This window comes from Amycolatopsis eburnea (assembly GCF_003937945.1).
Lineage (GTDB): Bacteria > Actinomycetota > Actinomycetes > Mycobacteriales > Pseudonocardiaceae > Amycolatopsis > Amycolatopsis eburnea.
Map to the genome: position 1 here is coordinate 77,033 of NZ_RSEC01000035.1, position 15,049 is coordinate 92,081.

Here is a 15,049-nt window from a genome sequence, read left to right on the forward strand (position 1 = left end):
GAGCCGGGGTTACCCTCGCCGGTCATGGGAGATCTTTCCGCCGACCTCGCGCCCACCGGTGTGCTGCGTGCCGCCATCAACCTCGGCAACCCGGTGCTCGCGCACGGGACCGCGGCCGACCCCGGCGGGGTCACGGTCGATCTCGCGCGTGAGGTGGGCGCGCGGCTGGGCGTCGAGGTGGAGCTCTCGTGCTTCGACGCCGCCCGGAAGTCGTTCGAAGCGCTGACCTCGGGGGCGGCCGACCTCTGCTTCCTGGCGATCGAACCGGCGCGGGCGGCCGAGGTGGCCTTCACCGCGCCCTACGTCGTCATCGAAGGCGTGTACGTCGTCCCGGACGGCTCGCCGGTCCGCTCCCCCGCCGACGTGGACCGGGCGGGCGTCCGGGTCGGCGTCAAGCAGGGATCGGCGTACGACCTGTACCTCACCCGGACCCTCTCGCACGCGACGATCGTCCGCGGCGAGGACGGCATCGCCGTGTTCGAGGAGCAGGGCCTGGAGGTGGCCGCCGGGATCCGGCAGCCGATGACCGCCTACGTGGCCGCGCACCCCGGGACGCGGGTCGTCGAGGAGCGGTTCATGCAGATCCAGCAGGCCGTGGCGACGCGCCGGACCGCCGCCCGGAGACGATCGGGTTCCTGCGCGACCTGGTCGAGGAGCTGAAGGCGAACGGCTTCGTCGCCGAGTCCCTGCGCCGCGCGAACCAGCCGGACGCGACCGTCGCCGGCTGAGCGAGCCCCGACATCGACCCTCCGTAGCCACCGTCATCGATGCGCTATTGCGTCTTCTCGACGGTCGCAACGAGTGCTACGTTCCTCGTGGTGCAGGTCGAGACAGAGGGGCTGCGATGAGGCTTACTCCCAGCGCTCACACCGACTCGTTCTGCCGCGACCGGCTGCCGCCCGGCGAGCAGTGGCCGCGGCTGGTGTTCGACCTGCCGGAGCTGCACTACCCGGACCGCCTCAACGCCGCGACCGCGCTGCTCGACGACACCGCCGCCCGCCTCGGCGCGGACCGGCCCTGCCTGCGCTCGCCGGACGAGACGTGGTCCTACGGCGAGGTGGTGGCGCGCGCCAACCGGATCGCGCACGTGCTCACCGCCGACCTCGGCGTCGTGCCCGGGAACCGGGTGCTGCTGCGCGGGACCAACACGCCGTGGCTCGCCGCGTGCTGGCTCGGCGTCCTCAAGGCCGGGGCGGTCGCCGTCACGACCATGCCGATGCTGCGCCGCCACGAGCTCGACAAGATCGCCGCCCGCGCTCGCCCGAGCGTCGCCCTTTGCGACGAGCGCCTGCTCGACGAACTGCCGCCCGGCCTGCCCGCGGTCGCCTACGGCACCGAGACGGCCGACCTGGCCGACCGCTGCGCCCGCCACCCGGCGACCTTCGCCGACGTGCCGACCGCCGCCGACGACGTCGCCCTGCTCGCCTTCACCTCCGGCACCACGGGGACACCGAAGGCGACCATGCACTTCCACCGCGACCTGCTCGCCATCGCCGACACGTTCTCCCGGCACGTCGTGCGCCCCACCGCGGACGACGTCTTCTGCGGGACGCCGCCGCTGGCGTTCACCTTCGGCCTGGGCGGCCTGCTGGTGTTCCCGCTGCGCGCCGGCGCGTCCGTGCTCCTGCTGGAGCGCGCGACCCCCCAGGAGCTCGCCGCGACCGTCGCCGAGCACGCCGTCACCGTGCTGTTCACCGCGCCGACCGCCTACCGCGCGATCCTCGGCGCCGGCGACGGCCCGCTCCTGGCCGGCGTCCGCCGCGCCGTCTCCGCCGGGGAAGCGCTGCCCGCCGCCGTCGCCGAGCGGTACCGCGAGGTCACCGGCCGGCCGCTGATCGACGGCATCGGCAGCACGGAGCTGCTGCACGTGTTCATCTCCGCGGCCGGCGGCGACGCCCGCCCCGGCCGGACCGGCAAGGTCGTGCCCGGGTTCCGCGCCGCCGTCCTCGACCTCGACGGCGCGCCCGTGCCCGACGGGACCCCCGGCCGGCTCGCGGTCCAAGGGCCGACCGGATGCCGCTACCTCGAAGACCCGCGGCAGGCCGACTACGTCCGCGACGGCTGGAACATCACGGGTGACACCTACGTCCGCGAGCCCGACGGCTACTTCCGGTTCGTGGCGCGCAGCGACGACATGATCGTCTCTTCCGGTTACAACATCGCGGCTCCCGAGGTCGAAGAAGTGCTGCTGACGCACCCCGACGTCGAGGAGTGCGCCGTCGTCGGCACGCCCGACCCGGACCGGGGCTCGGTCGTGACGGCGTTCGTCGTGCTGCGGCCCGGCACCGCGCCCGGCCCGGACGTCGTGCACGCCCTGCAGGAGCACGCCAAAGCCGTTGCGGCGCCGTACAAGTACCCGCGCCGGGTGCGGTTCGTCGACGCGCTGCCGCGCAACGCCAGCGGGAAGCTCCAGCGGTACCTGCTGCGCGAACGCTGACGGGGGTGACGGGCCCGCTGCCGAGGTGGGGTGGCGGTGGGCCCGTCACGTCTGTGGGGTGTCGAGGACATGCCCCCAGCGTAGCCGAACATTCGAACACGTGTTCGCGTCTGTTCGGGTGGAGTTCGACCACGAAACGTCACCGGAATCCGCGTTTCCGGCCCGGCGTAACACTTCCGGGCGACAACGAGTCCTGAATGGACAGTGCCTCGCCCACCGCCCTGACCTGGCCCGCGGGACATCACCCCGGCGCGCCGCGGAGGCGGTGGCGGGCGCGGGGACCCGACCCCATAAAGTCTTCGCGCAGCCATCCGGAGGTGAACGCGAGCGTGCCCGAGGTCGACTACTACGAGGTGCTCGGCGTCCGCCGGGACGCGACGGCGTCCGACGTCAAAACGGCCTACCGCAGGCTGGCCAAGACCATGCACCCGGACGGCGGCGGCACGGTCGGCACGTTCCGGCTGCTGCGCGAGGCCTACGACGTCCTGAGCGACCCGATCAGCCGCGCCCGCTACGACTCCGGCGGCGCCGCGGTGGTGCCCGTCCCGGTCCGGCCACGGCCCCGGCGCCGCTTCGGCGACGAGCCCGGGTTCGTCCCCGATCTGCCCGACCTCGACGCCGAAGACCTGAGCTGGTGGCACTTCGCCGGCGAGGACACCCGCATGCGGCACGGCCGCCGCCGCGGGCCGGGGCACACGCCGGTCGTCGCCGCGGTGGCCGGGATGGTGCTCGTGCTGCTGCCGCTGGTCACCGGCGTCGGCTTCTCGCCGCCGGTGCTCGTCGTGTGGCTGCTGCTGACCGCGGGCACGGCCCTGCTCGTCCAGCGGCTGGCGCGCGGCTACCTGCGGGCCGCACGGGCCCGCGAGGCCTACGCCGAGGAGTTCGGCGGCCGCACCGTCTTCGGCGCGCCCGGCACCGAGCGCGACGAGCTGGCCGAGCGCCTCACGGCCGAGCTGCTCGAGGCCTACCTGACCCGCCTCCCTGGCGCCCGCATCTTCCACGGCCTCGCCTGGCCGGGCTCGGTCTTCGCGGACGTCGACCACGCGGTGCTGTGCGGCAAGCGCCTGGTGCTCATCGAGTCCAAGCTCTGGCTGCCGGGCCACTACGAGACCGCCGAAGACGGGCGCCTGCTGCGCAACGGGCGGCCGTTCCGCGGCGGCGGGAGCCGGCTCGCCGAGAGCCTCGCGGCCTACCGCGACCTGCTGCCGGGCGTCGCGCTGCGCGGCGCGATGATCGTGTACCCGAGCCGCAGCGGCGACCTGACCACGGCCGACCCTGGCGACTGGGCGGCGGCGCCGATGACCCCGGAGGAGTTCCTCCACGAGATCGGCGAGTGGCTGGCCGCCGATCCGTCCACTGTGGACCACGAGGCACTGCGGACGGTCCGCGACCAGGTCGTCGGCGGAGGCGGCCGCGCGGCGTGAGCCGGCCCGCCTCGGGAGCGGCGCGCCGCCGCGGCCGGGTCGGGAGCGACGCCGCGGCAATGTCATGAAAGGGTCGTTCATGTCGTCTGGCGAGGTGAACGACCCTTTCATGACATCGCGGATCCCCGGATCGGCCGGGCCGGGAGCGCCGACGTCGTGAGCCCCGCCGCCACCCTCGGCACCGTCCTGCTCGCCTACCTCCCCGCCGCGATCTCCCCCGGCCCCAACTTCATCCTCATCGCCCACACCGCGGCCGCCGGCACGCGCAGAGCCGCGCTCGCCGTCGCGCTCGGGGTCGTCGCCGCGGGTGGGCTCCTGGCCGTCGTCGCCGTCTTCGGGCTGGGTACCGTGCTGGCCCACCACCCCTGGCTGGCCACCGCGCTCCGCGTCGTCTGCGGCGCCTACCTGGCCTGGCTCGGCCTGCGCCTCTGGCTCACCGCCAGGACACCGGAATCCGCCCCGCCCGAAGCCCGCGGCAACGCGTTCCGCCGCGGCGTCGTCAGCAACCTCACCAACCCGAAGGCCGCGGCGTTCTTCGGCAGCGTCCTCACCGCGACGCTGCCGCCCACCGAGCCCACCGCCGTCAAGGCCGCTGCCGTCGCGCTGATCGTCGCCGCCTCGGCGGCCTGGCACCTCGGCGTGGCGCTGCTGTTCTCCTCCCCCGCCACCCAGCGCTGGTACGCCCGCGCGAAACCGGCCCTCAACCGCGTCGTGGGCACGATCCTCGCCGTCCTCGGGGTCACCCTCGCCCTGACGCCGTGAAGGCCTCCTCGCGGCGAGCGAGGAGGCCTTCACGAACCTTCAGCGAACTACCGGACGCCACCCGAAGCGCGCTGCTTCTGCGCGTGCGCGGAGCGGGTGCAGACCTCGCCGACGTCGACCGTCTGGCCGCGGTCGACGAAGACGTCCGCCACGCCGACGAGCTTGCCGCTCGGCGACGAGCACGTCAGCTGGTAGGCCTCCTTCGTCCCGTACGTCGGCGGGATCGGCGACGCGAACGACACGTCCCCGGTCCAGTCGTCGACGGCGTTCGGGTCGGCCTGGTCGTAGTTGACCACCACGGCCTTGTAGTCGCCGGCCGGCGGGTCGAACAGCACGGCGTGCTCGGACGTCGTGCCGCCGTTGGCCGACGAGCTGACCAGGTTGCCCGCCGCGTCGTAGATGAACAGGTCCCAGTCCGTCGCGGTGCTCGCCCAGTTGATGTTGACGCTGAACTTCCCGTTGTCGACCTTCGGCAGGCCGTCGACGTGGAAGGTGAACGAGTCACCCGCCGGGTCGGCCGGGTAGTTCTGGTTGATCGGCGGCACCCCGGCGGGGTTGGTGACCGCGAAGCCCTGCTGCGCCGGGCCCTGCGGGTCGCGCCCGTACCGGCCGGCCACGTACGGCCGCGTCGACGGGTTGACCGACCACGCGAAGCGCCCGCCGGAAGCGGTGAACTTCGAGTTCAGGTCGTCGGTGTAGTAGATCGGCGGCTTGGTGGTGCCGTCGGGCTGGAGCACCGGCGACGTCGGCGTCTGGAACGTCTTGTGCAGCTTGAGCTGGTAGCCCTTCGGCGCCGAACCGATCAGCGTCGAGTGCTGCTGCGGGTCGGCCGCGTTGCCCAGCATGTCCAGGAACGCCTGCCGGTTGCCGCCCTTGCCCGCCCCGGCCGCGGGGGCCAGGCCTTCGTACTCCGCGACGACGCTGTCGGCGTAGGGGCCGTGGAAGCCGTTGCCGCCCACCTCGATGGTGAAGCCCCAGCCGCCGGTGGCCCAGTACGACCAGTCCTCGGTGGTGCCGGTGGTGTCGTAGAGCGCCCAGCTCGGCTCGCTGGTGTAGCCGTTGCGCGAGGCCAGCTTGTCGCCGAGCGCCTTGTACTGCGGCTCCTCCAGCGGCGGGCGGACGTCGGCCACGCCCGGCGGGCGCAGCACCAGCGCCGCGACGGTGTGCATCGTGATCAGGTTCGTCACCTGACGGTTCGCCACGATCGAGCGGACGTTGCGCACCTCGGGCTCGCTGAACGGCGCGGACCCGCGGAAGGTGTCGCCGCTCCAGGACAGCTCGGCGCCGGCCCCGCCCCAGAAGCCCGCGTAGTTGCGGTTCGGGTCGGTGCCGCGGACGCGGCCACCCGGGTTGGCCTTGCAGACGCCGGTCGCGAACTGCGGCGGCGAGTCGTTGACGTTGCAGTTCTTGCGCTTCATCTCGTAGTCGAACCGGGTGAAGTCACCCTTCGGCTCGGCCTCGCGGGAGATCTCGAAGCCGTCCGGGTTGACGATCGGCACGATGATGTTGCGCGTCCTGCTCACCAGCCCGCGGATGGCGGCGTCGTGCGAGTAGCCGTTGATCAGCTCGTACGCCCACTCGATGACGTGCTCGGCGGCCGGCCACTCCCGGGCGTGGTGCACGCCCATGGTGAAGTTGACCGGCTTCCCGTCGGTGATGTTCTTGACGTCGGTGGCGATTTCGATGCCGACGACGTCGCGGCCCTCCCACGTCGATTCCGGCATGGTGAACGCCGAGACGAGGCTGGGGTTCTTGCGGGCGAGCTCCTTGAGCTCGTAGTTGTACTCGTAGAGGTGCCGGTAGCTGGTCCGCCCGGACGGCAGCGCCGAAGCGGCGGTCTTCGCGGCGTACTCGCGGTCGGTCTTCGCGTCCTGGACCGACTTGGCCGACAGGTCCGCCTCGAGCACCTTGGACTTGAAGCCGCTGGCGGCGAGCGTCTTGCGGTCGGCGTCGTTCGCCAGTACGACCTCGACGCCGGTCGCGTCGCCCTTCTCGGTGACGTCGAGGCCGAGGCCGGTGAGCTTGTTCTTGTCGGCGCGCGTCGGCGTCTCGACGCGGACGAGCTCCGCGCGCTGCGGCGCCGCGGCGGTCCCGGTCGGCGTGCCCTGCGGGGTCAGCGCGAGGAAGTCGACGCCGAGCTGGGCCTGCCCGGCCGAGCCGCCGTAGCGGCAGCCCTGGACGATGAGCTCCTGGCCCTTCTTCACGAAGCTTTCGGCGAGTTCGTGGGTGCGCAACGCCGTCGAAGCGGCGACGACGGCACCGGTCGCCTTGTCGAAAACGGCGACGTCCCAGTCGCCTTCGGTGCCCGGGGTCGCCTTGAGCCGGGCCTGGACGAGACCGTCCACGGTGGACGTCAGCTCGCGGCGATCGGTGCCCGCGGTGCCCTTGGGCTGCACCTTCGCGAAGCACGAGCGGGGTACGGACTTGTCGGCGCGCAGGATGTTCTGCGCCGCGCCGGCGGTACCGGTGGGTAGCGCGACGAACGTTCCGGCCAGTGCCACGGCCGAAGCCAGCAGCACCAGCCGTCTTGGTGAATTCCCCACAGGAAAAGCCTCCTTGACCGAGGGCCCGGCACGGCGGACGTACCGGTAGCGGGTGACCATAATGGAGGAAATCCGGCTGCGGTAACCGCCGTAAGTCGTACAGCCTTCAGCCCGGACGGCTGCCCGTTAGGACCTTTCACCGGGAGTTCAACCGGCGGTCGGCTACTGTCGGTCCATGGTCACGGTCCCTGCGCGACGGGTGTCGGTCGCGGTCTCGCTCAGCGGCCTGGCCGCCTTGGCGCTCGGCGCCGGCTTGGTGCTGCTGCTGCAGGTCATCCCGCCGACCGACGCGATCAGCCCGACCCGCCGCACGATCAGCGAGTACGGCCTGTCGGACCACAAGTGGGTGTTCGACCTCGCGGTGGTCCTGGTGGCACTGGGCTCGGCCGCGGGCCTGGCGGTGCTGGGCGGGCAACGCCGGCTGCCCGTGCCGGCGGCGATCTTGGGTACATTGTGGACGGTCGGGCTGCTGGTCATCGTGGCGTTCCCCAAGCCGGACTGGGCCACGGTCTCCCGTGCCGACTTCGGCGGGACGCTGCACCGGATCGCGAGCGTGGTCGCGTTCGTGGCCTTGCCGCTCGCGGTGCTGGTGGCGGCGCGGACGGCGTTCCCGGCGTCACCCGGACGACGCTGGCTGGCCCGGGTGCTGGCGATCCTCTCGCTGGGCTGGTTCGCGGTGATCCTGGGCGCGGTGGTGGTGGCCGCGGCCACGGACGGGCGCTGGTGGACGTTGATCCCGCTGGGACTGGTGGAACGCGGGATGGCGCTGACGGAGCTGATCGCGCTGGGCGTGCTGCTGGCGCCGGTCAGGTCCGGACAACCAGGCTAGAGCTGCGGCTCAACGGTGTTGACCAGCCGCGGGTCGGGCTCCCCGCCCGACATCTTCAGGAACCCCCGCGCCACCCGCGCCAGCAGCAGCCAGTTCTTCGGCTTCTTCTTGTCCACCCCGCCGACCAGCTGCTTGAGCATCGACAGCGTGTCGAAGTAGATCCGCTCGCAGACGAGGTTTTCCTCCGCGTCGAACACGAAATAGGCCGTCATCCGCACCCGGAAGCGCGAGCCCGTCGCCGGGACCGGGCCGAGCGGGCCCAGGTGCGTGCCCAGCAGCCAGAACTCGACGATGACCGCGTCGGCGCTGTGGCGCAGCGCGATCAGCTCGTGGCGCTGGTCGGGGAACGCCGTGCGCGTGTCGTGGTAGTAGCCGCGGACGGCGTCGCCGCCGTCGTGGACCGTCATCGTCGCGATGACCTCGTAGTGCGGGTGCGGGAACGTAGAGAGCGTCGCGTCCCAGTCCTGGGCGACCTCGTCGCGGAAGTGGTCGAGCACCAGCTTCTGCCGGGCCTCCAGGACCTCTTGGGCGGGGATCTGCCGCATCGATCGCTCCTTTATCTACGGCGTAGGTATCCGCCGATAACCTACACTGTAGGCAACGCCGAAAGAAGGGGGAAGCCGTGCTCGAAGGAGCCCTCGCCGTCGCGAAACCCGTCGTCCGGTGGAGTCTCGGGCACGCGCTGCCGCGGACCGTGCTGCGCCGCGAGGCCAAGCGCGGTGACCTGCAGGGGCGGATGGTCGTCGCCGCCGCCGAAGGGCGGGACCTGACCGGGCTGTTCGAGGAGATCCGCGCCGCCGGGCCGCTGGCGCGCACCCGGTTCGGCTGGATGACCACCACGCACGCCGCGGTCCGGGAAGTGCTCTCCAGCGAGGACTTCCGCGTCGGCGTCATCGGCGCCGACGGCTCGCCGCTCGGCCGGCTGGTCGAGTGGTCGGCGGGCGAGCACCTGCACCCCGTGCGCCCGCCGTCGCTGCTGGCCGTCAACCCGCCCGAGCACACCCGCTACCGCAAGCTCGTCACCGGCGTGTTCACCGCGCGGGCCGTCGAGCAGCTGCGCGGGCGCGTGCAGGAGATCGCCGACGGCCTGCTCGACGGGCTCGACCCGCACCACCCGCTCGACCTCGTCGAGTCCTACTGCGGGCTGCTGCCGGTGACGGTCATCAGCGAGATCCTCGGCGTGCCGCCGTCCGACCTCGGCAAGGTGCTGGCACTGGGCTCGGCGGCCGCGCCCAGCCTCGACCTCGGCCTCGGCTGGCGGACGTTCCGCCACGTCGAGACCGCGCTGGGCGAGTTCGACGCCTGGCTCGGCGAGCACCTGGAGCACCTGCGCCGGCACCCCGGCAAGGACCTGTTCAGCAAGCTCGTCGCGGCCCGCGACGACGGCGTCGGCCTGACCGAGACGGAGCTGAAGTCGACCGCGGGCCTGGTGCTGGCGGCCGGGTTCGAGACGACGGTCAACCTGCTCGGCAGCGGGATCGCGCTGCTCGCCGGCGATCCCGGGCAGCTCGCCGTGCTGCGCGAACGTCCCGAGCTGTGGGGCAACGCCGTCGAGGAGGTGCTCCGGTACGACCCGCCGGTGCTGCTGACCGGACGCCTCGCGACGCGCGCGACCGAGATCGCCGGCGTGCCGCTGCCGCGCGGCGCGCTGGTGACCACCGTGCTGGCCGGCGCGAACCGCGACCCCGGGGTGTTCGCCGACCCGGCGGCCTTCGACGTCACCCGGGAACGCGCGCGCGACCACGTGGCGTTCGGCGCCGGGCGCCACCACTGCCTGGGCGCGTCGCTGGCGCGCATGGAGGGTGAGATCGGGTTGCGCACGATCTTCGAGCGCTTCCCGGGGCTGCGGGTGCTGCCCGGCGGCCGCCGCCGCTCGACGCGCATCCTGCGTGGCTACGAGAACCTGCCCGCGGTGCTCACGCCGTGACGACCCGGCGCGGGCGTCCGCCCAAGGACCTCGGCGGCCTGTCCCGGGACCGCATCCTGCGGGAGGCGCTCGCCCTGGTCGACGAGGAGGGCCTGGACGCCGTCAGCATGCGCAAGCTCGCGCGGCGGCTCGGCGTCGACCCGATGAGCCTCTACAACCACGTCGACGGCAAGGACGCGCTGCTCGACGGCGTCGCCGAGGTGCTGCTCGCCGCGATCCCGGCGCCCCCGCCGGGCGGCCTCCGGGAGACGATGTCCGCGCTGGCGCACGGTTTCCGCGACGCGATGCTCGGGCACCCGCGCGCGGCGCCGCTCGTGCTCACCCGCCAGCTGGCGTCGATGACGGCGCTGGCACCGGTCGAGGCCGTGCTCGGGCCGCTGCTCGCGGCCGGGTTCCCGCCGGAGCGCGCGGTGCACGGGCTGCGTGCGGTACTGGCGTTCCTCATCGGCACGCTGATGCGGGAGGTCGAGGCCGCGCCGACGTTCAGCAGCACCGGCGACCCGGGGCGGCTCGCGGACCTCTCGGCGTCCGGCCTGCCCGCCGTCACCGCGGCGGCGCCGTACCTCGCGGTGTGCGACCACGAAGCGGAGTTCGAATTCGGGCTGCGGATCCTGCTCGACGCCCTCAGCGAGCTTTAGCGGATCCGCTCGTGCAGCGCGGCCATCCGCGCGTCGAGGTCGGCCGCCGTCCGGGCCGCCGCGGACAGCTCGCCCGCGAAGTCCGGCGGGACGCTGTCGCGGTACTTGTACGACAGCTTGTGCTCGACGGCGGCCCAGAAGTCCATCGCGATGGTGCGCAGCTGGACCTCGACCTTGACCTTTTCGACGCGGTCGGAGAGGAAGACGGGGATGCGGACGATGAGGTGCAGGCTGCGGTAGCCGTTCGCCTTCGGCCGCGAGATGTAGTCCTTGGTGCGCAGCAGCTCGACGTCGTCCTGCGCGGTGAGCATCCGGGCGACCTCGTAGACGTCGGACACGAACGGGCACACGACGCGGATCCCGGCGATGTCGTCGAGCGCGCCGGCGGCGGACACCCAGTCGCTGCCGAGGCCGCGGCGGTGCACCTTTTCCTTGATCGCTTCGGGCCGCTTGACCCGGCTGGTGATGTGCTCGATCGGGTCGTGCTGGTGGACGAAGTCGAACTCCTCGCTGAGGATCCGCAGCTTCGTCATCAGCTCCTCGATGGCGAACTTGTACATCAGGAGGAACCGCGGGAGCTGCCCGGCGACGGCGAGCTCATCGGCCGCCTCACGCAGGGAAGCGTCCTCGGCCGCCGGGTCGGTGGTCACTGAAGCCTCGTGCTGTCGTCGGTCGCTTGCGAGCGCCAGGGTACTGCGCTCTGTTTGGTGAACGATCGGCGACGGGCCGGAGTTCCCGCGGGTCACCGGTTCGGGTGTTCTCGGTCTGCGGTTGGCGGAGGGTGAGCACCGGCCCGCCACCGGTGCTCACCCTCCGGGTCTTCCGCTCGGCCGCTACTTGCCGGCGGTGGCTGTGTTCGTGGCGGTGGCCTTGGCTGCTTGGGCCGCGACGCACTTCTCGGCAGCCGCGGCGGCCTGCTCGGCGGCCTGGGCCTTGCCCTTCTTGCCCTTCTGCTCGGCGGCCATGCCCTGCTGCTCGGCCGCACCCTTCTGCTCGGCGGCCATGCCCTGCTGCTCGGCCGCCGCGCCCTGGTCGGCGGTGGCCTGGGTGACGCAGTCGAGGATCGCCGCGCAGTCCTGCGCGGAGACCTCGTTCTGGGCGGCCGCGTCCTGCCGGGCGGCCTTGCCGTTCTGGTCGGCCGCGCCTTGCTCGTTGGCCATGCCGTTCTGGTTCGCCATGCCCTGCTCGGCTGCCTTGCCGTTCTGGTCGGCCGCGCCCTGCTGGTTCGCCATGCCTCGCTCGGCGGCCATGCCGTTCTGGCCCGCCATGCCCTGCTCGGCTGCCTTGCCGTTCTCGTCGGCCGCGCCCTGCTGGTTCGCCATACCCTGTTGGTCGGCCATGCCGTTCTGCTTCGCCGCACCGTTTTGGTCGGCCATGCCGTTCTGCTCGGCCGCGCCGTTCTGGCCCGCCATGCCTTGCTGGTCGGCCATGCCGTCGGCACCGGCGGCCTGCGCTACGCACTTCTCGACCACTGCGCAAGCCTGTGCGGCCGCAGCGTTCTGGTCGGCGGCGTTCTGCTTCTCGGCTGCCTTGGCCCCGGCCTTGCCTTTCTGCTTGGCCTTGCCCTGCTGATCAGCCATGCCGTTCTGCTCGGCCGCCATACCGTTCTGGTCGGCCATGCCGTTCTGCTCGGCCGCCATGCCCTGCTCGGCCGCCATGCCCTGCTGATCGGCCACACCGTCCTGCTCGGCCGCCATACCGTTCTGCTCGGCCGCCATACCATTCTGATCGGCCATGCCCTGCTGCCCGGCCGCCATACCGTTCTCGGCGGCCTCGCCCTTCTTCTCGGCCTTGCCGTTCCCGGCCTTGCCGCCGTTCTCCTCCGCCACAGCCTGGTCCGCCGCTCCGGCCACCGCCGCGCAGTCGGCCGCGGCCGCGTTCGCCGTTACCTTTCCAGCACACCCCGCGGCCTCACGCCGCTGTTCGATCTGCTGGACCACCGCCTGGCGGTTGGCTATCCTCGCCGCCGATTGGGCGTCCGGGGCGGACTGCTGGCCCGCGATGAACGTCAGGTTGTTCCGGAGCGCCGTGTCCAAGCCGGCACAGCTCTCGGTCGCCGCGTTGCTCGCCGGGCTGCTCAGGGCGATCGCCGTCGCGGTCGCCCCCGCGACACCCAGTAGCGCTACCAGCCCGATCGTCGCCGGTTTGCGGTGTCGTCCGGTCGTGCGCGTGTGGGGCATCAGCCCCTCCTCTCGGGTCGCCACCTCACCCAGTCACACGGGGGAGCCACCTGGGCGGTTCAACGCGACCCGAGAGTCCTTTGTGGACTAGCCGAGCGAAGCCAGCTGCGGGACCGTCGGGGCCATGCCCTCGATCCAGGTCGACGGCGAGCCCGTCGTCGGCGTGACGATCGCCGTCTGGATGCCCAGTTTCGCGTAGTCCGCCATCGAGCGGACGAAGTCGTCGCGGGTTTCCGGGGTCGGGCGGGGGTTGTTGGCCAGGACCGTCTTGCGGATCGTCGCGTAGTCGCGGCCGACGTCGTCGCAGTGGCGGCGCAGCACGTCCAGCTTGTGCGCCACGTCCTCCGGCGACGTCCCGAACAGGTTGCACGCGTCGCCGTACTGGGCGACCAGGCGCAGCGTCTTGCGCTCCCCCGAGCCGCCGATCATCACGTTCGGGCGGTGCAGCGGCTGCGGCGAACACAGCGTCTCCGCCAGCTGGTAGTGCTTGCCCTCGAAGGCGCCGTTGGCCGCCGGGTCCCACATCTGGGCGCAGATGCGCAGCGTCTCCTCCAGCCGCTCGAAGCGCTCGGCGATCGGCGGGAACGGCACGCCCATCCCCCGGTGCTCGCGCTCGAACCAGGCGGCGCCGACGCCGAGGGCCGCGCGGCCGCCGGAGAGGACGTCGAGGGTCGTGACGATCTTCGCGAGCAGGCCCGGGTGGCGGTAGGTCACGCCCGTGACGAGCAGGCCGAGCTCCACGCGGGACGTGTGCGCGGCGAGGTAGCCGAGCGTCGTGTAGCCCTCCAGCATGTGCGCTTCGGCGGGGAGGCCGGTCGGTTCGATCTGGAAGTAGTGATCCATGAAGGACAACCAGGTCGCACCGGCTTCCTCCGCCGCGGCGCCCACCCGGGCGAGCTCGCCGGCGATGGCGGCGGGGCCGCCGTCGATGTCGAAGATGGGCAGGTGGAAACCGAGTTCCATGGGGTGTTCTCCTGACGTGCGGTCGCAGTGACCCCACGCTAGGTCCTGGAGCGCGCTCCAGGTCAAGGCGTGCGCGACAGCAGCGCCGTCGTGAAAAACGCGGCCACGTCCGGCGATGTCGTCACCGGCACACCCGCCTGCCGGAGGTGCTCGGCGAACTCCGCCGACTTCCGGCCGCCCGCCACGAGGAACGGGGGCGCGCCCGCCGCCGGGTACGTCAGCGGGCTCGCCGAGCGGAGGGTCGCCGGGGCGCGGCCGAGGGCGAGCAGCACCGACGCCCGCGTCAGGGTGTCCACGCCGCGCAGGTCCGTGAAGTCGGCCGGGGCCGCGAGCGCCGCCGCCGCACGGATGTGCGTGCCCGGGGTCAGGGCGACGAGCGAGGCCAGCGTGCCGCCGGCACCGGTGCCCCAGACCCCGATCCGCGCCGGGTCGATCGCCAGCGCGGCCGCGTTCGCCTCGAGGAACCGGACCGCGCAGCGGGCGTCGTCGAGCGGGGCGGGCCAGCGGGCGGCGGGCGCCAGGCGGTAGTCGATCGACGCCACCGCGAATCCACGGGCGGCCAGCTCGTCCGGCCGCGTCCCGGCGAGCAGCGCGCCCGGCCCGGACGGCTTGCGGTTGCCGAAGAGGAGGCCGCCGCCGTGCAGGAACAGCACCACCGGCGCCGGGCCGGAGCCGGCCGGACGGCGCAGGTCCATCGCGAGCGGCACGCCGGCGGGACGGCAGTACTCGACCGTGCCGCCGTCGAGCAGGGCCGAGGCACCGGTGCCGCGGATGCCGTCGCCGGCCGCCACCGTGCCCGCCGCGCCGGTCGCGATGACCAGCAGCAGCACCGGGAACAGCACGATCCACGCCGACACGCGCCGCACCGCGGACGGCCACGGGCGCGCCCCGCGGCGGCGCGCGAAAAGGAAGCCGAACAGCGCGATGACCTGCAGGACGGCGGCGACGTAGTCGGTGAACCCCACCACCGTGTCCGCCGGCTGCCAGGGATCGAGCCGGACCAGCAGCCCCAGCGGGCGGCTGAGCACCCACAGGACGAGCGCCGCGAACGCCGTGAGCGCGCCGAAGCGGGCCGTCGTGCGCGTCGGCCACCCGAGCACCGCGACGACGGCGACCACCTCGACCAGGGCGACCGCGCCGAACAACATCGCGTACAGCTGCCAGATCCGCCAGAGCGCGGGCACCGCGGCGGCCGGGATCAGCGCGCCGCCGAGCCCCGCGAAAGCCGCCGTGACCAGCACCGGCCCCCGCCGCAAGGACATCGGGGACGGCGCCGGCGGGCGGTACGCGCTCCGCTGCCCGTCGACGACCTTCATGCCGCCAGTGTCACCCCGGACACCCGCCGC

General features: G+C 72.8%; 13 protein-coding genes. 7 read left to right on the forward strand and 6 right to left on the reverse strand.

Features of this window, described 5'->3' with window-relative positions; genetic code table 11:
• The first annotated feature begins 24 nt into the window (after positions 1–24).
• The 4 genes from EIY87_RS11975 to EIY87_RS11990 all read left to right on the forward strand — a co-directional run bounded on the left by EIY87_RS11975 (position 25) and on the right by EIY87_RS11990 (position 4,623).
• Positions 25–660 (forward strand): transporter substrate-binding domain-containing protein, encoded by a 636-nt coding sequence (locus tag EIY87_RS11975; RefSeq protein ID WP_225439835.1) that lies wholly within the window; start codon positions 25–27, stop codon positions 658–660.
• Between the two features lie 184 nt (positions 661–844).
• On the forward strand, positions 845–2,437 hold the full coding sequence (locus EIY87_RS11980; RefSeq protein WP_125307781.1) for an AMP-binding protein: 1,593 nt from the start codon (positions 845–847) through the stop codon (positions 2,435–2,437).
• Between the two features lie 329 nt (positions 2,438–2,766).
• The gene (locus tag EIY87_RS11985) at positions 2,767–3,861 is read left to right on the forward strand and encodes a J domain-containing protein (protein ID WP_125307782.1); all 1,095 of its coding nucleotides are present in this window, start codon (positions 2,767–2,769) and stop codon (positions 3,859–3,861) included.
• A 156-nt stretch (positions 3,862–4,017) separates the two neighbouring features.
• Positions 4,018–4,623 carry a LysE family translocator gene (locus EIY87_RS11990; protein ID WP_125307783.1) on the forward strand — a complete coding sequence of 202 codons (606 nt, stop codon included), beginning with the start codon at positions 4,018–4,020 and terminating at the stop codon, positions 4,621–4,623.
• Between the two features lie 47 nt (positions 4,624–4,670).
• Here the strand turns inward: EIY87_RS11990 and EIY87_RS11995 are convergent, their stop codons facing one another.
• Positions 4,671–7,142 (reverse strand): M14 family zinc carboxypeptidase, encoded by a 2,472-nt coding sequence (locus EIY87_RS11995; RefSeq protein ID WP_125307865.1) that lies wholly within the window; start codon positions 7,140–7,142, stop codon positions 4,671–4,673.
• Between the two features lie 199 nt (positions 7,143–7,341).
• On the opposite strand from EIY87_RS11995, the gene EIY87_RS12000 reads away from it, so the two are divergent.
• Positions 7,342–7,995: a DUF998 domain-containing protein gene (locus EIY87_RS12000; RefSeq protein ID WP_191984063.1), complete on the forward strand. Its 654-nt coding sequence runs from the start codon at positions 7,342–7,344 to the stop codon at positions 7,993–7,995.
• On the opposite strand, the gene EIY87_RS12005 is transcribed toward EIY87_RS12000, so the two are convergent.
• Positions 7,992–8,540 (reverse strand): ester cyclase, encoded by a 549-nt coding sequence (locus EIY87_RS12005; RefSeq protein ID WP_125307784.1) that lies wholly within the window; start codon positions 8,538–8,540, stop codon positions 7,992–7,994. The two genes, EIY87_RS12000 and EIY87_RS12005, sit on opposite strands and share 4 nt — an antisense overlap.
• A gap of 77 nt (positions 8,541–8,617) precedes the next feature.
• On the opposite strand from EIY87_RS12005, the gene EIY87_RS12010 reads away from it, so the two are divergent.
• On the forward strand, positions 8,618–9,922 hold the full coding sequence (locus tag EIY87_RS12010; RefSeq protein ID WP_125307785.1) for a cytochrome P450: 1,305 nt from the start codon (positions 8,618–8,620) through the stop codon (positions 9,920–9,922).
• Positions 9,919–10,560 carry a TetR/AcrR family transcriptional regulator C-terminal domain-containing protein gene (locus EIY87_RS12015; RefSeq protein WP_225439836.1) on the forward strand — a complete coding sequence of 214 codons (642 nt, stop codon included), beginning with the start codon at positions 9,919–9,921 and terminating at the stop codon, positions 10,558–10,560. The genes EIY87_RS12010 and EIY87_RS12015 overlap by 4 nt, the downstream gene beginning before the upstream one ends.
• Here the strand turns inward: EIY87_RS12015 and EIY87_RS12020 are convergent.
• The 4 genes from EIY87_RS12020 to EIY87_RS12035 all read right to left on the reverse strand — a co-directional run bounded on the left by EIY87_RS12020 (position 10,557) and on the right by EIY87_RS12035 (position 15,019).
• Positions 10,557–11,210, reverse strand: a complete 654-nt coding sequence (locus EIY87_RS12020; protein ID WP_125307786.1) for a GTP pyrophosphokinase — start codon at positions 11,208–11,210, stop codon at positions 10,557–10,559. The genes EIY87_RS12015 and EIY87_RS12020 overlap by 4 nt on opposite strands.
• Positions 11,211–11,393: 183 nt before the next feature.
• Positions 11,394–12,740, reverse strand: a complete 1,347-nt coding sequence (locus EIY87_RS12025; protein WP_125307787.1) for a collagen-like domain-containing protein — start codon at positions 12,738–12,740, stop codon at positions 11,394–11,396.
• Between the two features lie 87 nt (positions 12,741–12,827).
• Positions 12,828–13,703: an LLM class F420-dependent oxidoreductase gene (locus EIY87_RS12030; RefSeq protein WP_125307788.1), complete on the reverse strand. Its 876-nt coding sequence runs from the start codon at positions 13,701–13,703 to the stop codon at positions 12,828–12,830.
• A gap of 62 nt (positions 13,704–13,765) precedes the next feature.
• Positions 13,766–15,019: an alpha/beta hydrolase gene (locus EIY87_RS12035; RefSeq protein ID WP_125307789.1), complete on the reverse strand. Its 1,254-nt coding sequence runs from the start codon at positions 15,017–15,019 to the stop codon at positions 13,766–13,768.
• Positions 15,020–15,049: the final 30 nt, after the last annotated feature.